Raw genomic sequence first — 20,294 nt, 5'->3', positions numbered from 1 at the left:
ATTACCGGTGTTTGATACATCGGATTTAACGGTACGGAAGCCGACTTAGCACGATTACTTATGGCAAGGTTCGGGCCGTTCCGGGACAGGTTCCCGGTTACGCCCCTCCCGTTACAGAACAGCTCCCGGCAACGGTTGAGTTGTTGCCGTGTCCCGACACGGAAATAACATAACGATGAGGTTTTACATGCGTAAAATTAAAGGGTTACGTTGGTACATGATCGCACTGGTGACGCTCGGCACCGTGCTGGGCTACCTGACACGTAACACCGTGGCAGCAGCGGCGCCAACGTTGATGGAAGAGTTACATATCTCCACGCAGCAATACTCTTACATCATTGCGGCTTACTCTGCCGCTTACACCGTAATGCAGCCTGTTGCAGGTTATGTTCTTGATATTCTGGGTACAAAAATTGGTTATGCCTTCTTCGCTGTAGCCTGGGCCGTCTTCTGTGGGGCGACCGCGCTGGCCGGCAGCTGGGGCGGACTGGCGCTGGCGCGTGGTGCGGTAGGTGCTGCCGAAGCAGCGATGATCCCCGCGGGTCTGAAAGCCAGCTCTGAATGGTTCCCGGCAAAAGAGCGTTCAATCGCTGTCGGTTACTTCAACGTGGGCTCCTCCATCGGGGCGATGATTGCTCCGCCACTGGTGGTGTGGGCGATTGTGATGCACAGCTGGCAGATGGCGTTCATCATCTCCGGTGTGCTGAGCTTTGCCTGGGCCATGGCGTGGCTGATCTTCTATAAACACCCGCGCGATCAGAAAAAGCTGTCTGACGAAGAACGTGACTACATTATTAATGGTCAGGAATCTCAGCATCAGACCGACAACGGCAAAAAGATGTCCGTCTGGCAGATCCTGGGCACCCGTCAGTTCTGGGGTATCGCCCTGCCACGCTTCCTGGCAGAACCGGCCTGGGGGACATTTAACGCCTGGATCCCGCTGTTCATGTTTAAAGTTTACGGCTTTAACCTGAAAGAGATCGCGATGTTCGCCTGGATGCCAATGCTGTTTGCAGACCTGGGCTGTATCGTCGGCGGCTACCTGCCACCGCTGTTCCAGCGCTGGTTTGGCGTGAACCTGATTGTGTCCCGTAAGATGGTGGTCACCATGGGTGCCCTGCTGATGATCGGCCCGGGCATGATCGGCCTGTTCACCAGCCCTTACGTGGCTATCGCCCTGCTGTGTATCGGGGGCTTTGCTCACCAGTCTCTTTCCGGTGCGCTTATTACGCTCTCGTCCGACGTGTTTGGTCGTAACGAAGTCGCTACCGCCAACGGCCTGACCGGGATGGCCGCCTGGACCGCAAGTACCCTGTTTGCGCTGGTGGTCGGCGCGCTGGCAGATACCATTGGCTTTAGCCCGCTGTTCGCGGTACTGGCTATCTTCGATCTGATGGGTGCGGTGGTTATCTGGACGGTGCTGAAGAGCAAATCCGCCGATGAACTGGCGAAAGAGTCCCTTGGGGGACCGGCGACGCAGAGTTAGCGTTGTTGTGCCGGGTGGCGCTGCGCTTACCCGGCCTACGATTTTATTGGGTTTTGTAGGCCGCGTAAGGCGGAGCCGCCACCCGGCAAAATCTTCTCAAAAGCCGCCTACGGGCGGCTTTTTTCATGGTGAAATCTGGAGAGTGGCACGCAAAAGTGGTATAACAAATCATTCGCCGTACCCTGCCTGGAGCGCATATGGAAATCACCGAATCACGTCGTTTATATCAACAACTTGCCGCCGAGCTGAAAGATCGCATCGAGCAAGGGGTCTATCTTGTCGGTGATAAACTTCCCGCTGAGCGTTTCATTGCGGATGAAAAAAGCGTCAGCCGTACGGTGGTCCGCGAAGCCATCATCATGCTGGAAGTGGAAGGGTATGTTGAGGTACGCAAAGGTTCCGGCATTCATGTGATTTCCAGCCAGGCGAAACACTCCCCCACCCCGGACGAAAGTCTGGAGTTTGCCAGCTACGGTCCGTTTGAGCTTCTCCAGGCTCGCCAGCTGATTGAAAGCAACATTGCGGAATTTGCTGCGACGCAGGTGACCAAGCAGGACATCATGAAGCTGATGGAAATCCAGGATCATGCGCGTAAAGAAAAATGTTTCCGCGATTCCGAATGGGACCTGCAATTCCACGTCCAGGTCGCCCTTGCGACTCAGAACACGGCGCTGGCGGCAATCGTTGAAAAAATGTGGACTCAGCGCGTTCACAACCCGTACTGGAAGAAATTGCACGATCACATTGATTCCCGTACGGTAGATAACTGGTGTGACGACCACGACCAGATTCTTAAGGCTCTGATTCGTAAAGATCCGCATGCGGCGAAACTGGCAATGTGGCAGCACCTGGAGAACACCAAACAGATGCTGTTTAATGAAACAAGTGATGACTTTGAATTTAACGCTGACCGCTATCTTTTTGCCGATAATCCGGTCGTTCACCTCGATACCGCGACCAATCTCGCAAAATAACTCCCCGAACTGCTGGCAGGCGCACCGCCGCGCCTTCCGGCCAGACAGGGTAAGAAAACCTCTATAGTGTCAGCCTTTGTAAAATTTCTCGCTCCCCTCCGTGGCTTACGCCAAAATCGTGTTTCCCCTCAAATTCTGTGACGCAGAACGTCGGGCTTTGTTACAATTGGATTCACTTCGTTATTTTGTAAGTTAGTGCTTGCTAACCAGCCAATTAACAGGGAACAGTGTTGGCCACACATCAATGTGTCCGCGAGCGACCATAATGAAATCATAACAATGTCGCCGTGCTGTTTTCCCGAATGACAGGCGTGACGTTAACCGATTTCCAGGAACACTGAATGGAACTTTTGACCCAACTACTGAACGCCCTCTGGGCTCAGGATTTCGAAACGCTGGCCAACCCGTCCATGATTGGCATGCTCTACTTTGTGTTATTTATGATCCTGTTCCTTGAGAACGGTCTGCTGCCTGCTGCCTTTTTACCCGGCGACAGCCTGCTGGTGCTGGTCGGGGTGCTCTGTGCAAAAGGGGCGATGGCTTTCCCGCAAACGGTCCTGCTTTTGACCATTGCCGCCAGCCTGGGCTGCTGGGTGAGTTACATTCAGGGGCGATGGCTGGGTAACACGCGAATCGTTCAGAACTGGCTTTCGCACCTTCCGGCCCATTACCACCAGCGAGCGCACCACCTTTTCCATAAGCATGGGCTTTCCGCCTTACTGATCGGCCGCTTTATCGCATTCGTACGCACCCTGCTGCCCACCATTGCGGGCTTGTCCGGCCTGAGCAGTACGCGCTTCCAGTTCTTTAACTGGATGAGCGGCTTGCTGTGGGTGCTGATCCTGACCACGCTCGGCTACGCGCTGGGTAAAACGCCGGTCTTTATGAAATATGAAGATCAGCTGATGTCTTGCCTGATGCTACTGCCCGTCGTTCTGCTGGTGTTTGGCCTGGTCGGGTCCCTGGTCGTACTGTGGAAGAAGAAATACGGAGCCAGGGGTTAACGATGGTTATCTCCCCGCTCGCGCTGCGCCGCTTCTCTTACGCTATCGTCGCGCTGATGATGTTCAGCGCTCTTATCCTGCTGTGGTCTGCGCTACAGCATCAGGAGTCGACGCTGGCTATCCGTCCTGTGAGCCAGGGAACCAGCGTGCCGGATGGTTTTTCCATCTGGCATCATCTGGACGCAAACGGGATCCGCTTTAAGAGCATCACGCCGCAAGACGATGTGCTGCTGATAAAATTTGACTCCAGTGCGCAAAGCGCCGCGGCGAAAGCCGTGCTGGACCGCACGCTGCCGCAGGGTTACATCATTGCGCAACAGGATGATGACAGCCACGTAGCCTCCTGGATGTCACGGTTACGCGACACGTCGCATCGATTTGGTTAACGACTAAGATTCCGAATATTTTCACCTACTTTGGTGAAACTCCCGTTTACTTACTATGCTTAAGTACGCGGAGCACCCCTCAGATGTTCTCCGCATAGTTCTGGAACACGGCTTACGCCGTAACACAATGGAAGGTTTCTATAATGAAATACCGCATCACTCTGGCTCTGGCCCTTTTTTCTTTAAGCACAGCTTCCTTCGCTATGTCTCTTTGTCAGGAGAAAGAACAGGATATCCAACGCGAAATCAGTTATGCCGAAAAGCATAACAATCAGCACCGGATCGACGGGCTGAAAAAAGCGTTGAGCGAAGTGAAAGACAACTGTACGGACAGCAAGCTGCGTGCCGATCATCAGGAAAAAATCGCTGAACAGAAGGACGAGATAGCCGAGCGCCGTCAAGACCTACAGGAAGCGAAAGAGAAAGGTGATGCGGAAAAAATTGCCAAGCGCGAGAGGAAGTTGCAAGAGGCGCAGGACGAACTGAAAGCGCTGGAAGCTCGCGATTATTGAGTTAACGGAAATCTCAACAGGAGAGAATCATGTCAAAAGATACAACTTCAGAAAATCTGCGCGCTGAACTGAAATCCCTGGCGGACACCCTGGAAGAGGTGCTGAACTCTTCTGCGGATAAATCGAAAGAAGAAGTAAGTAAACTGCGCAGCAAAGCGGAGCAGGCACTGAAAGAGAGCCGTTACCGTCTGGGCGAAACCGGTGATGCGCTGGCGAAACAGACCCGCGAAGCGGCAGCGCGCGCAGACGAATATGTACGTGATAATCCATGGACGGGTGTAGGTATTGGCGCCGCAGTGGGTGTGGTGCTGGGTGTCCTGCTGACGCGTCGTTGATTATGGAAGATCCACGTCACGCACAAGGGCCTGCTAAAAACGTCCTCGGCATCGGCCAGCGTATTCTTACGACGCTGGTCGGAATTGCCGAAACGCGCGTCCGGCTTGCGGTAGTGGAGCTGGAAGAGGAGAAAGCCAACCTCTTCCAGATGCTGCTCATGCTTGGGCTTACGATGCTCTTTGCCGCGTTTGGTCTGATGAGCCTGATGGTGTTAATCATCTGGGCTATCGATCCACAGTATCGTCTGAACGCGATGATTGCGACTACCGTGGTTCTGCTGGTGGCGGCGCTGATAGGCGGTATCTGGACCCTGCATAAAGCGCGCACGTCGACCTTCCTGCGCCATACGCGCCAGGAGCTGGCCAACGACCGCGCCCTGCTGGAGGATGATAAGTCGTGAGCGACAAAGCCGAACGTCAAAAGCGGAAAGCGTATCTGTTGAGCCAAATTCAGCAGCAGCGGCTGGATTTGTCTGCCAGCCGTCGAGACTGGGTTGAAGCCACGCATCGGTTTGACCGTGGCTGGAACACGGTTCTGAGCCTGCGCTCATGGGCGCTGGTCGGCAGCAGCGTGATGGCGATCTGGTCGGTTCGGCATCCTAACATGCTGATCCGCTGGGCACGCCGCGGCTTTGGCGCCTGGAGCGCCTGGCGTCTGGTGAAAACCACGCTGCGACAACAGCAGTTGCGCTAGCCTTCTTGCCGGGTGACGGCTACGCCTTACCCGGCCTACGATTGCGTGTAGGCCGGGTAAGGCGTAGCCGCCACCCGGCAAAACCCCCTCCCTTACTCAATATCTTTGAAGAAGATTAACAGTTTTCCTTGCTAACATTTGCCATCCGCCCCGTTTACACTCCTCTCCATCGACAGCAAAGACGCGGTATCTACCCGAATTTGCACGCAAATAACGTTTAGCCGCTGATGTGGTTTCCTGGAGAGTAAAATGAAAAAATTAGAAGATGTTGGTGTACTGGTAGCGCGTATTCTGATGCCTGTTCTGTTCATCACCGCAGGCTGGGGCAAAATTACCGGCTATGCGGGCACTCAGCAGTATATGGAAGCGATGGGCGTGCCGGGGTTCCTGCTGCCACTGACCATTCTGCTTGAGTTCGGCGGCGGCCTGGCAGTGCTGTTCGGTTTCCTGACCCGCACCACAGCGCTGTTCACCGCAGGCTTTACCCTGCTGACCGCGTTCATCTTCCACAGCAACTTTGCGGAAGGCGTGAACTCCCTGATGTTCATGAAAAACCTGACCATCGCGGGCGGCTTCCTGCTGCTGGCTATCACGGGTCCGGGCGCCTACAGCATCGACCGTCTTCTGAATAAGAAGTGGTAAGCAGGCTATACTGATTACATTCAAAGCGAGGAGACATCTCCTCGCTTTTGCTATCTGACGGAGGAGTAAAAAATGGGACAACTCGTAGACGGCGTCTGGCAGGATGTCTGGTATGACACCAAATCCACCGGTGGACGCTTTAAGCGCTCTGTTTCGGCCTTCCGTAACTGGCTGACCGCCAACGGCGCACCCGGCCCGAGTGGCGAAGGGGGCTTTGCGGCGGAAAAAGATCGTTATCATCTGTATGTTTCTCTCGCCTGTCCGTGGGCGCACCGCACGCTGATTGTGCGCAAACTTAAAGGTCTCGAATCGTTAATTCCGGTTTCGGTGGTCAACCCGCTGATGCTGGAAAACGGCTGGACGTTCGACAGTGGCTTCCCGGCCGCGACGGGTGATGAGCTTTATCATCACGATTTCCTGTATCAGCTCTATCTGCGCGCCGATCCGCACTACACCGGACGCGTAACGGTGCCTGTGCTGTGGGACAAGAAAAACCAGACGATCGTCAGCAATGAATCCGCTGAAATCATTCGCATGTTCAATACCGCGTTTGACGCTCACGGTGCACGCGCCGGGGATTACTACCCGGTTGAGCTGCGCGAGAAAATTGACGAGCTGAACGGCTGGATCTACGACAACGTCAACAACGGCGTCTACAAAGCGGGCTTTGCCACCAGCCAGGAAGCGTACGACGAAGCGGTCGGCAACGTGTTTGGATCCCTGGAGCGCCTGGAGCAGATCCTCGGCCAGCATCGTTATTTAGCGGGCGATCGCCTCACCGAAGCAGACATCCGCCTGTGGACGACGCTGATCCGCTTTGATCCGGTATATGTCACCCACTTCAAGTGCGACAAGCATCGCATCAGTGATTACCTGAACCTGCACGGTTTCCTGCGCGACATCTATCAGATGCCGGGGATTGCGGAGACGGTCAATTTTGACCATATTCGCACCCACTATTTCCGCAGTCATAAGACCATCAACCCAACGGGCATTATCTCCATTGGCCCGTGGCAGGACCTGGATGAACCGCACGGGCGCGACGTGCGTTTCGGATAATTATTTAGGGAATCAATTGATTCCCTTTTTTAATTCACAGCATACATCTATCCTTACCTCGATCGCTTAGAAAACAAGTGATTGACTGATTAAGAGGCAAGGAAAAATGGACTGGTATTTAAAAGTACTGCGCAACTACGTTGGATTTGGTGGCCGTGCCCGCCGTAAAGAGTACTGGATGTTCGTTCTGGTGAACTTCGTCCTGATTATGGTGCTGGGCATTGTGGACAAGATCCTCGGCTGGGAACGCGAGGGGGGTGAAGGCATTCTCACCACCATTTATGGTGTGTTAGTTCTGCTGCCTTCATGGGCCGTACTGTTTCGTCGTCTCCACGACACAGATCGTTCGGCGTGGTGGCTGCTGTTGCTGTTGATCCCGCTTATCGGCTGGATCGTGATTTTGATTTTCAACTGTCAGAGCGGAACGCCGGGCGAAAACCGCTTTGGTCCGGATCCTAAGGCAAGCGCGTAAATTCTGCCCGGTGGCGCATACGCTTACCGGGCCTACGCTTATTTGTTGTGGTGGGCAAAGAGCTTGGGAATTTCACGCAAACACCACGATTTGGCTTCGCCCATGCTGTCGCGACGCCACGCCATAATGATATCCACTTCGCTGGTGTATTCCGGGCTGACGACGCGCAGCCGCCCTTCTGCAATGTCCTTTTCGACAAACGGATACGGCATAGTCGCCACGCCCAGCCCCGCCAGGAGTGCCTGTCGCTTATCTTCCAGCGACGTTACCGTCAGTCGCGGCTGTTTATCCAGCAACTGTACCGTTAACACCGGGCGCTCTCGGGCGGTATCCGCGACCGCCACACCGCGGTATTTCACGCGCGTGACCTCAGAGAGCGGCTCCGGCTCCTGATGGATCGGGTGATCCGGGGCGGCGACGTAGACGTTCATCACGCTGTACAGTTTGCGCGAATTGATTTCTGACGATGAGCGGAAATGCATGTCCGGCGCAATCACGATATCCGCCCTGCCCGTCTCAAGACGCTCCCACGCCCCGGCCAGCACCTCAGTGATGATCGACAGCTGGGTATTGGCTTTCGCGGCCAGTCTGTCCACCAGCGGGAACAGCGCCTCGGTGGGCACCAGCGCTTCGGTCACCAGCGTCAGATGGGTTTCCCAGCCGCGGGCCAGCGCTTCGGCATCCGTCGTCAGCTTATCCGCCGCTTCCAGCAATACGCGGCCGCGCTCAAGCAGCATCCGCCCAACGTTGGTGAATTTTGTTCGATGACCGGAACGGTCAAAGAGCACAACATCCAGCTCCTCTTCCAGCTTTTGCATGGTATAGCTCAGGGCAGACGGAACGCGCCCCAGTTCATCTGCCGCCGCGGCAAAACTGCCGCGCCTGTCAATCGCGTCCATGACGCGAAGCGCCTCAAGCGTCAATGCTCTCTCTTTAGCCATCTCGTTCTCATTCAGGAAATTTGAACATACCAGGCAGAATATCTGGCTAACAATGCAGCGTCCATACCTTTACCATTGATTTAGTGTAAAGAGAGGTCAAGTTTATGATTACGACAAGAACAGCGAAACAGTGCGGACAAGCCGATTTCGGTTGGTTGCAGGCCCGCTACACCTTTTCCTTTGGACACTACTTTGACCCTAAACTCCTCGGTTACGCTTCACTGCGCGTATTGAATCAGGAAGTGCTCGCCCCGGGCGCGTCCTTCCAGCCGCGCACATACCCTAAAGTCGATATCCTGAACCTGATCCTGGAAGGCGAGGCAGAATACCGCGATAGCGAGGGCAATCATGTCCAGGCGAAGGCTGGCGAGGCGCTGTTAATTTCCACGCAGCCAGGTATTAGCTACAGCGAGCATAACCTCAGCAAAGATAAAACGCTGACCCGCATGCAGCTGTGGCTGGATGCCTGTCCGGAGCGGGAAAATCCGCTGGTGCAAAAAATCGATCTGAAGGGCGGTAAACAGCAGCTGATTGCCTCGCCAGACGGCAGCAAAGGCAGCTTGCAGTTGCGCCAGCAGGTGTGGCTGCACCATATCGAACTGAAAAAAGGTGAACAGGCGAGCTTCCAGCTTCATGGCCCGCGTGCCTATTTGCAGTCCATTCACGGAACGGTGCATGCGGTCACGCATACGGAAGAGAAAGAAGCGCTCACCTGCGGTGACGGGGCGTTTATTCGTGACGAAGCGAATATCACCCTGGTTGCCGATACGCCGCTGCGCGCGCTGCTGATTGATTTGCCGGTTTAAGATCAACACGCCCCCTCGCTCGATCGGTTCCCTCTCCCTATGGGAGAGGGTTAGGGTCAGGGGTAACGGGTTGGATTAAATCACAACACCTTACTCGCCATAATTTCAATAATCTGCCGGTCCGTCGCCTGCATTGAGCGGCACGCCAGGGCGCACAGGTTAGAGATAGACTGTTCCACGTCGTGCGCCACAATCCCCTCGTTACCCGTCACGGCAGTATCATCCAGCGCCATCATCACGGCTTTCCAGGCGCTGGTGACGCTGGTCGAGACCTTCATTGCGCAGCTGTTAGAGGCCCCATCGCAGATCATCCCGCTCACGTCGCCGATCATACTGCCGATCGCCATGGCAATGGTCTGGTAAGATCCGCCCATCAGCCACGCCATCCCCGCCGCTGCCCCCATTCCGGCCGTTGTCGCCGCGCACAACGCGGACAAGCGCGGAAGCTGGTAGTGGATATAGATAGCCGACAGATGCGAGAGCATCAGCGCCCGCGCCAGCCGTTCGTCATCGGCCTGAACGTGCTCAGCCACCACCACTACCGGCATGGTGGCGGTGATGCCCTGATTCCCGGAACCCGAGTTGCTCATCGCCGGCAGCGTCGCGCCTCCCATGCGGGCATCCGAGGCTGCGCTGGTGCGGATAATAATGTCTGAACCCAGATCCTGCGCCATCCAGCCGCGTGCGCGCTGTTTATTGAGCGTCGCGCCAATATGCAGCCCCCAGTTGCCACGCAAACCTTCGCGGGAGAGCGCATCGTTCAGCCGCCCCGCATCGAGGATAAAGCGGATCGCGTCGAACGGCACCTGCTCTACAAACTCAAGGATCTGCGACAGCGTGGTGGTCGAGAGTACCGCCAGCGGATCGTCGTTGTTCTGGCTCTGACGATCGTCAAGCCTGAAGCGCGTTTCGCCCTGACAAACTACCTCCACCACGCGAGTGTGCCCGCCAGCGATGGTCACCGTCGCCGAGGATTCACCGACGTAAACGCAGGCGCGTGAATAGAGGATCTCCTCGCACGGCTCCTGCAATTTCACCTGCACCAGACCCGCGTTCAGCAGTGCTTTGGCGCGCGTTAGCGCCTCGGCCGATGCGTCTTTCAACACCTCCAGCCCGGCGTGTGCATTACCGCCTGTCGCCCCCAGCGCGGCCGCGATGGGTAAACCGACCATACCGGTGCCGGGCACCGTTACGCCAAGCCCGTTTTTCATCAGGTTCGGCGATACCCACGCCTCGATACGCGTCACCTCACCGTCAAGCTGTCCGGCAGCCATCGCGCACGCCAGCGCCAGCGAGACGGGTTCGGTACAGCCCAGCGCAGGCTTTACCTCTTCCTGCACAGCGCGAATAAAATGGTTCCATAAAGGATTAATTTGCTCAGACATCGTTACGACCTTATTTAGCCTCATGAGAAGGCGAGGAAAGGAGAAACACAAAGCAGCAGCCCGGTAATCACAATAATCACCAGCGATACGCCTTTATATTTATGAAGTGCGGGCACTTTGTAGACCAGCCACGCCGGAATTAAGCAGCCCACCATCCCGAAAATAGGGCTACAGATGGAGGTGAAGCTCAGCACCGGCGCGTTTAACACAATCGCGCTCCAGGCCAGCAGGATAGCGAACAGCATAATCCCGCGCTGGACGGTGCTTTCATTGATTTTCTCCGCCGGCATTTTGCGGCGCAGGATGTTCATCACGATGCCCTGCGTCGCCTCACGAAAGCCGAGATAGACGCCAAAGAACGCGGTCATCACGGCAAAAATGTTGAGGATCACGCTGACGATTTTGACCCAGCCCGCACCGTCACCGCTGATGAACTGTGCTGCGATTGCCAGGGCGGAAATATTCTGCTCGTAGGCTTTTACCGCCTCGTCGTGCCCCATCGCCAGCGTAAAGGAGACCGCGTAGAAAAAGACCGTCACAAACAGCACGCCAAAAGCGATATTCATTGCCCGCAGCGCCTTATGACGCGCCACCTCTACGGATTTTTCCCGTGAACGATAGGAAATCACCATCGGGCTTAATGTCTGAATAAACAGAATGGAGGTTAAGGTGAAAGGCAGCGTAATAATGGCGTTTTTAATCAGCAGGCCCATCGGCGGCAGCATACCGACGTTGGCTAAATGCCAGAGGCCAATCATCGAAAGCCCCAGCGCCGCCACCACAAATAATTTGGTCAGCACCATCAGGCTGGAGACTTTAAACAGCAATTTTTCACCGCGCGACGAAATGGCGACCAGAATGCAGATCAGGAATAAGCCGTAGAACGGATTTTCCGACAGCAAACCGTCGGTTACGCCGAAGGTGTGTAGGTAGGATGCGCTGTCGTTGGTGATAGCCGTGGAATAGACAAACATCCAGATCACCAGCATCACGAAATAAAGCGCACCCAAAAGGATGCCCCAGTTTTTACCTAAATAACCGCTAATGACGCTCGGGTAATCTTTGCATTCCGGTGATTCCGCCAGCGTATTAATAAACAGGCGCTGGAACAGGTACATAGCCGGATAACCAATTATCGACGAGAGTAAAAACACCCACAGCCCCATTAACCCGACCTGCACAGGAAGAAAAACGATGCCCGCGCCGATAGCCATCCCGATACTCATGATGACCCAGCCCGTATCGGTGCTGTCGAATTTGATCGCCTCTCGCCATTCGCTTTCGCTCATTCCCGCCCGCCTTGCCGCAGGGGAATCACTCACAATCACACTGCTGTTTGTTGCCATATTCATTGGGCACTCGCTTATTTTGTAGGGTAACTGGTTGTTTTTATAAGGTTCCGATCGCCAGCGATTGCGAGTCAGAGGGTGCAGGTGTGAGTTATTGATATGGGAAGATCATATCCGGAGCGCGGGAGAAAAAAGTCACAACTTTTATAGGGATTTTCTAAAGCGAGAGAATAATATTACTTCGGGATAGCAGAAAGGAGAGTAAGTTTTCTAAAATTGACGACGTTCACAAAATTAAAAGCCTCCCCATTTGAGGAGGCTGAAGATGAAGCCTGTATTACATCGCCTGCGTAAACGTCCTCGAAATCACGTCCTGCTGCTGCTCGCGCGTCAGGGCGTTAAACCGCACCGCATAACCTGAAACGCGGATCGTCAGGTTCGGATAGTTCTCCGGATGGGCGACGGCATCCAGCAGCATCTCCCGGTTCATCACGTTGACGTTCAGGTGTTGCCCGCCCTCAATGGTCGCTTCGTGGTGGAAGTATCCGTCCAGCAGCCCGACAAGGTTGGTTTTGCGCACCGGCTCGTCCTTGCCCAGTGCCTGCGGCACGATGGAGAAGGTGTAGGAGATCCCGTCTTTGGCGTAGGTGAACGGCAGCTTGGCGACCGAGGTTAACGACGCCACCGCCCCTTTTCTGTCGCGCCCGTGCATCGGGTTGGCGCCAGGCGCAAACGGCGTGCCGCCGCGACGTCCGTCCGGCGTGTTGCCTGTCTTCTGCCCGTAAACCACGTTGGAGGTGATGGTCAGGATCGACTGCGTCGGTACCGCGTTGCGGTACGTCGGCAGCGCCTGGATTTTCTTCATAAAGCGCTCAACCAGATCGCAGGCGATACTGTCCACGCGATCGTCGTTGTTGCCGTACTGCGGATAGTCGCCTTCGATGACGAAATCCACCGCCAGACCGGTGTGGTCGCGCACCGGTTTTACCGTGGCGTATTTGATGGCCGACAGGGAATCCGCCGCCACCGACAGCCCGGCAATGCCGCAGGCCATGGTGCGGTAGACGTCCCGGTCGTGCAGCGCCATCAGCGAGGCTTCGTAGCTGTATTTATCATGCATATAGTGAATGAGATTCAGCGCGCTGATGTACTGCACCGCCAGCCAGTCCATGAAGTGATCGAGGCTCGCCATTACGGTGTCGTAATCCAGTACCTCATCCAGCAGCGGCTCGGTTTTCGGCCCCACCTGGATCTTCAGCTTCTCATCCACCCCGCCGTTGATTGCATACAGCAGCGTTTTCGCCAGGTTGGCGCGTGCGCCGAAGAACTGCATCTGCTTGCCGATCACCATCGGGCTGACGCAGCAGGCAATGGCGTAGTCGTCGCTGTTGAAGTCGGCGCGCATCAGATCGTCGTTCTCGTATTGCAGCGAGGAGGTGACGATCGACACCTGCGCGGCGTATTTCTTGAACGCGATCGGCAGTTGTTCGGACCAGAGGATCGTCAGGTTTGGCTCCGGCGCAGGCCCCATGGTGTGCAGGGTATGCAGGTAGCGGAAGCTGTTTTTGGTCACCAGCGTACGGCCATCCAGCCCCATGCCGCCAATCACTTCCGTGGCCCAGATCGGATCGCCGGAGAAGAGCGTGTCGAACTCCGGCGTGCGCAGGAAGCGTACCATGCGGATCTTCATGATGAAGTGGTCGATCAGCTCCTGGGCCTGCACCTCATTCAGCCTTCCTGCCTGCATGTCGCGTTCAATGTAGATATCGAGGAACGAGGCCGTGCGCCCCAGTGACATCGCCCCGCCGTTCTGGGATTTCACTGCGGCAAGGTAGGCAAAGTAGACCCACTGTACCGCTTCCTGCGCATTCATCGCCGGACGTGAAATATCAAAGCCATAGTTCGCCGCCATCTGCTGGATCTGGAGCAACGCACGTTTATGCTCCGCCAGCTCCTCGCGCAGGCGGATCGTGGCCTCCAGATCTTCTCCGCGCTCCAGTTTCCCCTGGAGATCGGCGAACTGAAGTTCACGCTCGCGCACCAGATAGCTGATGCCGTACAGCGCCACGCGACGGTAGTCGCCGATGATGCGTCCGCGCCCGTAGCCGTCCGGCAGACCGGTCAGCACCCCCGATTTGCGGCAGCGCATCATCTCCGGGGAGTAAACGTCAAACACGCCCTGGTTGTGGGTTTTGCGCAGATCTGTGAAGAGATATTCAAACTGCGGATCCATCTCGCGACCGTAGGCTTCGAACGAGCTGCGGATCATGTTGATCCCGCCGTACGGATGCAGGGCGCGCTTGAGCGGCTTGTCGGTTTGCAGGCCAACGATCGTCTCCAGCTCCTGATCAATATAGCCCGGCCCGTGCGCGGTAATAGTAGTGGCGATGTTGGTGTCAAAATCCACCGGAGCGTGAGTAGCATTCTCCTGACGAATGCCGACCATCACCTTCTGCCACAGCGCCGTCGTTGCTGGCGTCGCCTGCGCGAGGAAAGCTTCATCGCCTTCATAAGGGGTGTAGTTATGCTGAATAAAATCGCGCACGTTAATGGCGTTTTTCCATTCTTCACCGCGAAACCCGGCCCATGCGTCGCTGTAAGGCGCGACGCCCGTATCGATTGTTACTTTCATCAGATTCTCGCTTTATCAGGCGTAAGCCGCAGCCGGAGTAACCTTCCCAAGACGGAGGGCGTCCAGTGCGATCATTTTTTCTTCATTGGTAGGGATCACCGCGCAGGCCGCGCGGGACGACTCGGTAGAGATCACGCGCTCGCCCGCGCTGCCCGGCAGGGCATTTTTGGACTCGTCGAGGATGATGCCAAACACCTTAAGATGCTCCACCACCAGCGCGCGGATAAGCACGGAGTTCTCACCGATCCCGCCGGTAAACACCACGCCATCCAGACGGTGCAGGGACGCGGCATGACCGGCGATATGTCGCGCAATCCGGTGGACGAAGGTCTTTATTGCCAGCCGCGCCCGCTCGTTGCCGTCATGCCAGGCTTTCTCCAGCGCGCGCAAATCGGAGGAGATGCCAGAGATCCCCAGCAGCCCGGACTCTTTGTTGACCACGCGCTCCAGATCCTCGAACGACTGGCCGGTCTGCCGGGCAATCCACGCCATCGCGCCAAAATCCACGTCGCCGCAGCGCGTGCCCATCACCAGTCCTTCAAGCGGCGTCATCCCCATGGACGTGTCCACGCTTACGCCGTTACGCACCGCGCAGATGGACGCCCCGTTGCCGAGATGGGCAATCACCAGGCCGCTGTCATCGGGAGAGAGCCCGAGCAGCGCGTGCGCCTGCGCCGACACGTAGCGGTGAGAGGTGCCGTGGAAACCGTAGCGGCGCACGCCCAGCTCTTCAAAATAGCGGTACGGCAAGCCGTACAAATACGCCTGCGGCGCCATGGTCTGGTGGAAGCTGGTATCAAATACCGCCACCTGCTGCACGCCGGGGAACAGGCGCCCGGCGGCTTCCACGCCGCTCAGGTTGGCGTAGTTATGCAGCGGCGCCAGCGGGGAGACCTGGCGGATCTGCGCCATCACCTCTTCCGTGATCAGGGTCGACTCGCTGAAGAGGTCGCCGCCGTGGGCAATGCGATGGCCAATCAAGGCCACGCTGCCCATCAGGTTGCGTTTCTCCAGCTCCAGGGCGATGGCGGCCAGCGCCCCTTCGTAGTCCTGGTGAGCCAGTCTGACCGGCTCACCCCCATTCACGGAAATAAAGGCTTTTTCTGTGTTGATGCCGTCCGCAATGCCCGTCATCAGGGCATCGCAGCCTGCGGCGTCCAGCACCGAGAACTTAACAGAGGACGATCCGCAGTTAATGACCAGTACTACCGGAAACTCAATCATGGTATGGCTCCGCTCTTCCTGAGCTTTGGTTTAAAACAGTTTGTACACGATGTTCAGAATGGTCAGCAGGCCGACCACGGTTACGAAGATGTTCTCGGTCCGGCCTTTGTATTTCGCCAGCGCAGGCGCCTTGCGGATGGCGTACATCGGCAGCAGGCACAGCAGAGAGGCGATAATTGGCGCGCCCATGGCTTCAATAAGGTCCAGGATGTTCGGGTTGGCGTAGGCCACAATCCAGGTGGAGCCCATGATGAAGACCATGCTGATGGTGTTCAGCTTGCCCACGGAGACTTTCTTCTTGTCGCCCTTGTAACCGAACTTGAGGATCAGACCGTTCAGCCCCTCCAGCGTGCCCAGATAGTGGCCGAAGAAGGATTTAAAGATAGCGACCAGCGCGATGATGGAGGCGCCGTATTCCAGCACCGTGGCGAACGTGGATTTACTGCCTGACATCGACGCGAAGTGGTTCGCCAGGTAAGAGAGCACCGGAATGTTCTGCGCTTTGGCGTCCGCCATGTTCTGCGGAGAGAGCGTAAACAGGCAGCTAAAGGCGAAGAACATCACCACCGCCACCATCAGCAGGCTGGCGCGACCAATGATTTTGGAACATTTCTGCTCGGTAAACTCTTTCCCGAACTCTGGTTCGTACTCTTCGCGTTTGGAGACCACAAACGAGGAGACGATAGGCGAGAAGTTGAAGGAGAAGACCATGATGGAGATCCCCAGCCACACCGTGACCAGAATGCCGTCATGACCGGTGAAGGCGATATCGCTCAGGTTAACCTGGTCGATCACCGCCGAGTTCCAGTACGGGATCAGCGAGAGAGAAATCAACACCAGGCTGGCGATGAACGGGAACACCAGGTAGCTCATCACTTTCACCATCAGGTCTTTACCGAACCAGATAACAAAAGCCATCAGCAGCAGCAGGAACAGCGCCACCACGCCGCGGTTCAGGGCGGGCATCTGGAGCTGGTTTTCCCAGAAGGTCATAAAGGTGTTGGTAATGGTGACGCCGTAAATCCACAGCAGCGGGCAAATGGCAAAGAAGTAGAGGAAGGTGATCACCACCCCGCCGGTCTTACCAAAATGCTCCTCCACCGTTTCGGTGATGTTGCCGGAGACGTTACTGCCGGACAAACACAGACGCGCCAGCGCGCGGTGGCAGTAAAACGCAATCGGAAACGCGAGTACCAGCATCAGCAGGATAGGGATCAGGCCGCCAAAGCCTGCACGGATAGGGAAGAACAGCACGCCTGCGCCAATGGCGGTACCAAACAGGCCGAGCGTCCAGGTGGTATCCGATTTACGCCAGGTGGACGTTTTTGTCTGGCCAACGATAATGCTTTCTGTGTTGCTCATAAGTCATCCTTTATGCGTCAACGAAGCCGGTAATTTGGGAAACACGGGAGAGATCGATATTGCCGCCGGAAATAATGCAGACGGTTTTTCGGCCCTGAATATAGTGGTCCAGCTTGCCGCTTAATAACGCCGCGCACGCCAGCGCACCAGCACCTTCCGTGACCACCTTATTTCGCTGAATAAGCGCGATCATGCTGTTGCGAATCTCGTCTTCGCTGACCAGCACAATGTCATCGACTAATTCACGAACAATTTCGAAGGTTAAATTACCTGGGCGAGACACGTCGCAGCCGTCAGCTAATGTGCCGGTAACACGATGACTGGTTATTTCTCCGGCCTGATACGATGCCGCCATTCCGTGCACATTTTCAGACTGCACGCCGATAATATTGATAGTTGGGTTGATGGATTTAATTGCTGTCGCAATACCGGCAATTAAACCGCCGCCGCCGATGGGGACAATCACGTTATCCACGTCATATAAATCTTCGAGGATTTCCAGGCCAATGGTGCCCTGACCCGCGATCACTTTCGGATCGTCGTAAGGCGGGATAAATATGCGCCCTTCCATCTCGACGATTTCGCTCACTTTGGCGATGGTGTCGTTAAAGTTTTCGCCGTGCAGCACCACTTCGGCGGAGTAGTCGCGCGTGGCGGCAACCTTGGATTTCGGCGCGCCCATCGGCATGACCACTTTGCCGTCGATGCCGAGCATGGCGCAGGAGAGAGAGACCCCCTGCGCGTGGTTCCCTGCGGAACAGGCCACCACGCCCTTGCGTTTTTCCGCATCGGTCAGCGAGCTTAATTTGTTAAAAGCCCCACGTATTTTAAACGAACCGGTACGCTGCATATTTTCAAATTTCAGGAATATCTCACCCTTACACCGTTCGCTCAGATAATTCGAGCGCGGCATACCGGTTTTATAGATCTTTCCCGCCAGTCTTTTTCTGGCGTCCTGAATATCTTCAATGGTCACCGGGAGATCGTAAGTAATGTGCATAATATCCTCGTTATAATAATTCATTGTTTTCAGGCAAAGTCAGGGTATCAGAGCGTTAAAAAGCGTCGCTCCGGGTGTTTTAAATCATCATTATTTCTATCGTCGTTTTTCGGTATTCATCGACGAATATTGTTTTGCCAGTTCAACTAATACTGACGCCGATTTTTTAATACTGTAATTTTTTGACCACACGGCGGCATAACGCGCCACGGGTAATTCATCTTCCACCGGCAGGACAATAAACTGGTCCGAGCCGAATGGCGCAATCATGTCACGGGGGATCACCGTCAGGTAATCGGCATTGAGGACAAGGTTATAGATGGTGACGACGGAATCGGTCTGGACGATGTTTTCAATGCTGATGTGGTTGTCTTGCAGGGTGGTCAGGAGTTCGTTGTAGTAGCCCATATCGGTTTGCGGCATCACCCACTGCTCGTGCGTGAGCGATGCCAGTCTGGTCGGGCCGGTGCACGTTCGTGATTTACTCGCCACCAGCACAAACTCGGATTCAAACAGTGGCTCAACGTGAAGATCCTGAAGCTGCATCCCGTCGCTCAGCGTGCCGATGGCGAAATCCAGCCGGCCATCGCGAATGGCGGGCAGGAATGAAGAGAGCTGCGCTTCATACATTGAGACACGCGCTTTCGGGAACACTTCCTTGAATTTTTTGATCATCCCGGACAGGAAGGTGAAGCCAATCAGCGACGGATAGCCAAAAGAGACGTCCATGACGGTACTGAAACCGAGGCTGTTGATCTCGCTCACCATGTTTTTCATTTCGCGGGTGATCGACTCAGCGTAGGACAGCAGCACCTGACCGGCGGCAGTGAGTTTTACGCCGGTGTTCTTACGCACCATCACTTCCACCCCAAAGTAGGATTCGATGTCGCTGATGATTTTGCTGACGGCAGGTTGCGTCAGCCCCAGTTGTCTTGCAGCAGAACCTATGGAGCCACTTTTGATGACTTCCTGAAATACCACGAGGTGCTGTGTTTTCGGTAGAATAATAGTATTCATAATATTCTGCGCTTATTTCCCTATGACGCAGCGGATTCTACCCAATATTGTTTCGGGGGGTATGTGCTGTCACTCACAATTTGCCATGATGCCCTTTTTATCACTGCATTCAAAACCGATTTATCACCTTATTAATCAAATAGTTAAGCAACTTAAAATACGCAATTACGCTGATATTGATCAACAAAATCCGCAGTAATAAATTTATTTTATGGCAATAACCTGCGTGAATTTTTTTGCTTTAAAAATATTAATAAAGACTATCTTTCAGGCAATTAAAGGTTAATAAACCACCATTATTCTTTTAAAACATTTTTGTGGTTTATCAACTTTACCAGGAATATTTATTCACTTTCCGGTTAAAGAGTGGGATATATCACACATTCACCAGAAGAATGTTTTTAGATTCAATATTAAATTATCAAATGAATAACATTCGGCATCACTGACTAAACATTTACAACATCTGCTCAACACTAAAATTTTCTAATTTTATAGCGTTAAATTTTGTGATTGCGATCATGCGCAGCAGATGAGAGGAACACACAGTCAACCAAATAGTGAAATGTGCTTAGCGTCGCAAAATTGAGAATTGATGTCGTTTGGCGCTTCGCTTACCCGGCCTGCAACCTTCAGAAAGCAAAAACCCCGCCGAAGCGGGGGTTCGTAAGAAGTTGAAGCTGACCGATAAGCCGGGTTCTGTCGTGGACAGTCATTCATCTAGGCCAGCAATCGCTCACTGGCTCAAGCAGCCTACCCGGGTTCAGTACGGGCCGTACCATGTGAACCCCTATTTGGCCTTGCTCCGGGTGGAGTTTACCGTGCCACGGACTGTTACCAGCCGCGCGGTGCGCTCTTACCGCACCCTTTCACCCTTACCTGATCCCGCTTGCGCGGGCCATCGGCGGTTTGCTCTCTGTTGCACTGGTCGTGGGTTTCCCCCCCAGGCGTTACCTGGCACCCTGCCCTGTGGAGCCCGGACTTTCCTCCCCTCCGCCCGTCTCCCCCGAAAGGGACGACGACGAAGCGGCGACTGTCTGGTCAGCTTCGGCGCGCAGTATAGAGGGTTTGCGC

20 protein-coding genes and 1 other RNA gene are annotated in these 20,294 nt (G+C 55.1%); 12 read left to right on the top strand and 9 right to left on the bottom strand.

The window, feature by feature from the left end:
* The first annotated feature begins 187 nt into the window (after positions 1-187).
* From SK58_RS05125 to SK58_RS05075, 11 genes are all read left to right on the top strand, one after another.
* On the top strand, positions 188-1,486 hold the full coding sequence (locus SK58_RS05125) for an MFS transporter (protein ID WP_015571942.1): 1,299 nt from the start codon (positions 188-190) through the stop codon (positions 1,484-1,486).
* Positions 1,487-1,683: 197 nt separating this feature from the next.
* A complete protein-coding gene (exuR, locus tag SK58_RS05120; RefSeq protein WP_003862635.1) occupies positions 1,684-2,460 on the top strand; it encodes a transcriptional regulator ExuR in 777 nt (258 codons plus the stop codon).
* A gap of 341 nt (positions 2,461-2,801) precedes the next feature.
* Entirely contained in the window at positions 2,802-3,464 is a 663-nt protein-coding gene (yqjA, locus tag SK58_RS05115; RefSeq protein WP_003862638.1) for a DedA family general envelope maintenance protein YqjA, read from the top strand.
* 2 nt (positions 3,465-3,466) lie between these two features.
* The gene (mzrA, locus tag SK58_RS05110) at positions 3,467-3,850 is read left to right on the top strand and encodes an EnvZ/OmpR regulon moderator MzrA (protein WP_003862640.1); all 384 of its coding nucleotides are present in this window, start codon (positions 3,467-3,469) and stop codon (positions 3,848-3,850) included.
* 143 nt (positions 3,851-3,993) lie between these two features.
* On the top strand, positions 3,994-4,362 hold the full coding sequence (locus SK58_RS05105; RefSeq protein WP_017382428.1) for a DUF1090 domain-containing protein: 369 nt from the start codon (positions 3,994-3,996) through the stop codon (positions 4,360-4,362).
* A 29-nt stretch (positions 4,363-4,391) separates the two neighbouring features.
* On the top strand, positions 4,392-4,697 hold the full coding sequence (locus tag SK58_RS05100) for an ElaB/YgaM/YqjD family protein (protein WP_003862645.1): 306 nt from the start codon (positions 4,392-4,394) through the stop codon (positions 4,695-4,697).
* A gap of 2 nt (positions 4,698-4,699) precedes the next feature.
* Positions 4,700-5,098, top strand: coding sequence for a phage holin family protein (locus SK58_RS05095; RefSeq protein ID WP_003862647.1), 399 nt, complete (start codon positions 4,700-4,702; stop codon positions 5,096-5,098).
* Positions 5,095-5,391 (top strand): YqjK-like family protein, encoded by a 297-nt coding sequence (locus tag SK58_RS05090; RefSeq protein WP_003862649.1) that lies wholly within the window; start codon positions 5,095-5,097, stop codon positions 5,389-5,391. The genes SK58_RS05095 and SK58_RS05090 overlap by 4 nt, the downstream gene beginning before the upstream one ends.
* A gap of 249 nt (positions 5,392-5,640) precedes the next feature.
* A complete protein-coding gene (locus tag SK58_RS05085) occupies positions 5,641-6,033 on the top strand; it encodes a DoxX family protein (RefSeq protein ID WP_006812075.1) in 393 nt (130 codons plus the stop codon).
* A gap of 72 nt (positions 6,034-6,105) precedes the next feature.
* Positions 6,106-7,092: a glutathione S-transferase family protein gene (locus SK58_RS05080; protein WP_048219454.1), complete on the top strand. Its 987-nt coding sequence runs from the start codon at positions 6,106-6,108 to the stop codon at positions 7,090-7,092.
* Between the two features lie 106 nt (positions 7,093-7,198).
* Positions 7,199-7,564, top strand: coding sequence for a DUF805 domain-containing protein (locus SK58_RS05075; protein ID WP_015571946.1), 366 nt, complete (start codon positions 7,199-7,201; stop codon positions 7,562-7,564).
* Positions 7,565-7,602: 38 nt separating this feature from the next.
* Here the strand turns inward: SK58_RS05075 and yhaJ are convergent, their stop codons facing one another.
* Positions 7,603-8,505, bottom strand: coding sequence for a DNA-binding transcriptional regulator YhaJ (gene yhaJ, locus SK58_RS05070; RefSeq protein WP_003862655.1), 903 nt, complete (start codon positions 8,503-8,505; stop codon positions 7,603-7,605).
* A gap of 104 nt (positions 8,506-8,609) precedes the next feature.
* On the opposite strand from yhaJ, the gene SK58_RS05065 reads away from it, so the two are divergent.
* Positions 8,610-9,311 (top strand): pirin family protein, encoded by a 702-nt coding sequence (locus SK58_RS05065; RefSeq protein WP_017382430.1) that lies wholly within the window; start codon positions 8,610-8,612, stop codon positions 9,309-9,311.
* Positions 9,312-9,391: 80 nt separating this feature from the next.
* Here the strand turns inward: SK58_RS05065 and SK58_RS05060 are convergent, their stop codons facing one another.
* From SK58_RS05060 to rnpB, 8 genes are all read right to left on the bottom strand, one after another.
* The gene (locus SK58_RS05060) at positions 9,392-10,696 is read right to left on the bottom strand and encodes an L-cysteine desulfidase family protein (RefSeq protein ID WP_032655199.1); all 1,305 of its coding nucleotides are present in this window, start codon (positions 10,694-10,696) and stop codon (positions 9,392-9,394) included.
* Positions 10,697-10,716: 20 nt separating this feature from the next.
* The gene (locus tag SK58_RS05055; RefSeq protein WP_017693942.1) at positions 10,717-12,048 is read right to left on the bottom strand and encodes an SLC5/6 family protein; all 1,332 of its coding nucleotides are present in this window, start codon (positions 12,046-12,048) and stop codon (positions 10,717-10,719) included.
* A 274-nt stretch (positions 12,049-12,322) separates the two neighbouring features.
* Positions 12,323-14,617, bottom strand: a complete 2,295-nt coding sequence (gene pflB / locus SK58_RS05050; protein WP_017693941.1) for a formate C-acetyltransferase — start codon at positions 14,615-14,617, stop codon at positions 12,323-12,325.
* Between the two features lie 15 nt (positions 14,618-14,632).
* Entirely contained in the window at positions 14,633-15,841 is a 1,209-nt protein-coding gene (gene tdcD / locus SK58_RS05045; protein ID WP_032618950.1) for a propionate kinase, read from the bottom strand.
* A gap of 30 nt (positions 15,842-15,871) precedes the next feature.
* The gene (gene tdcC / locus SK58_RS05040; RefSeq protein WP_006812083.1) at positions 15,872-17,203 is read right to left on the bottom strand and encodes a threonine/serine transporter TdcC; all 1,332 of its coding nucleotides are present in this window, start codon (positions 17,201-17,203) and stop codon (positions 15,872-15,874) included.
* Between the two features lie 10 nt (positions 17,204-17,213).
* The gene (tdcB, locus tag SK58_RS05035) at positions 17,214-18,203 is read right to left on the bottom strand and encodes a bifunctional threonine ammonia-lyase/L-serine ammonia-lyase TdcB (protein ID WP_023304478.1); all 990 of its coding nucleotides are present in this window, start codon (positions 18,201-18,203) and stop codon (positions 17,214-17,216) included.
* Between the two features lie 96 nt (positions 18,204-18,299).
* Entirely contained in the window at positions 18,300-19,220 is a 921-nt protein-coding gene (gene tdcA / locus SK58_RS05030; RefSeq protein WP_048219451.1) for a transcriptional regulator TdcA, read from the bottom strand.
* Between the two features lie 672 nt (positions 19,221-19,892).
* An RNA gene (gene rnpB, locus SK58_RS21985) (RNase P RNA component class A) lies at positions 19,893-20,269 on the bottom strand.
* Positions 20,270-20,294: the final 25 nt, after the last annotated feature.

The organism is Enterobacter sp. BIDMC93 (genome assembly GCF_001037805.1).
Classification (GTDB): domain Bacteria; phylum Pseudomonadota; class Gammaproteobacteria; order Enterobacterales; family Enterobacteriaceae; genus Enterobacter; species Enterobacter hormaechei_C.
The sequence above is the reverse complement of the archived record's forward strand: the minus strand, read 5'-3'. Positions and strand labels throughout refer to the sequence as shown.

Coding starts and splice junctions, on each gene's coding strand:
- SK58_RS05125 (WP_015571942.1), top strand. CDS start 188: ATGCGTAAAATTAAAGGGTTACGTTGGTACATGATCGCACTGGTGACG.
- SK58_RS05055 (WP_017693942.1), bottom strand. CDS start 12,048: ATGAATATGGCAACAAACAGCAGTGTGATTGTGAGTGATTCCCCTGCG.
- SK58_RS05100 (WP_003862645.1), top strand. CDS start 4,392: ATGTCAAAAGATACAACTTCAGAAAATCTGCGCGCTGAACTGAAATCC.
- yqjA (WP_003862638.1), top strand. CDS start 2,802: ATGGAACTTTTGACCCAACTACTGAACGCCCTCTGGGCTCAGGATTTC.
- pflB (WP_017693941.1), bottom strand. CDS start 14,617: ATGAAAGTAACAATCGATACGGGCGTCGCGCCTTACAGCGACGCATGG.
- yhaJ (WP_003862655.1), bottom strand. CDS start 8,505: ATGGCTAAAGAGAGAGCATTGACGCTTGAGGCGCTTCGCGTCATGGAC.
- tdcA (WP_048219451.1), bottom strand. CDS start 19,220: ATGAATACTATTATTCTACCGAAAACACAGCACCTCGTGGTATTTCAG.
- SK58_RS05085 (WP_006812075.1), top strand. CDS start 5,641: ATGAAAAAATTAGAAGATGTTGGTGTACTGGTAGCGCGTATTCTGATG.
- exuR (WP_003862635.1), top strand. CDS start 1,684: ATGGAAATCACCGAATCACGTCGTTTATATCAACAACTTGCCGCCGAG.
- tdcC (WP_006812083.1), bottom strand. CDS start 17,203: ATGAGCAACACAGAAAGCATTATCGTTGGCCAGACAAAAACGTCCACC.
- SK58_RS05080 (WP_048219454.1), top strand. CDS start 6,106: ATGGGACAACTCGTAGACGGCGTCTGGCAGGATGTCTGGTATGACACC.
- SK58_RS05065 (WP_017382430.1), top strand. CDS start 8,610: ATGATTACGACAAGAACAGCGAAACAGTGCGGACAAGCCGATTTCGGT.
- mzrA (WP_003862640.1), top strand. CDS start 3,467: ATGGTTATCTCCCCGCTCGCGCTGCGCCGCTTCTCTTACGCTATCGTC.
- tdcB (WP_023304478.1), bottom strand. CDS start 18,203: ATGCACATTACTTACGATCTCCCGGTGACCATTGAAGATATTCAGGAC.
- SK58_RS05075 (WP_015571946.1), top strand. CDS start 7,199: ATGGACTGGTATTTAAAAGTACTGCGCAACTACGTTGGATTTGGTGGC.
- SK58_RS05095 (WP_003862647.1), top strand. CDS start 4,700: ATGGAAGATCCACGTCACGCACAAGGGCCTGCTAAAAACGTCCTCGGC.
- tdcD (WP_032618950.1), bottom strand. CDS start 15,841: ATGATTGAGTTTCCGGTAGTACTGGTCATTAACTGCGGATCGTCCTCT.
- SK58_RS05105 (WP_017382428.1), top strand. CDS start 3,994: ATGAAATACCGCATCACTCTGGCTCTGGCCCTTTTTTCTTTAAGCACA.
- SK58_RS05060 (WP_032655199.1), bottom strand. CDS start 10,696: ATGTCTGAGCAAATTAATCCTTTATGGAACCATTTTATTCGCGCTGTG.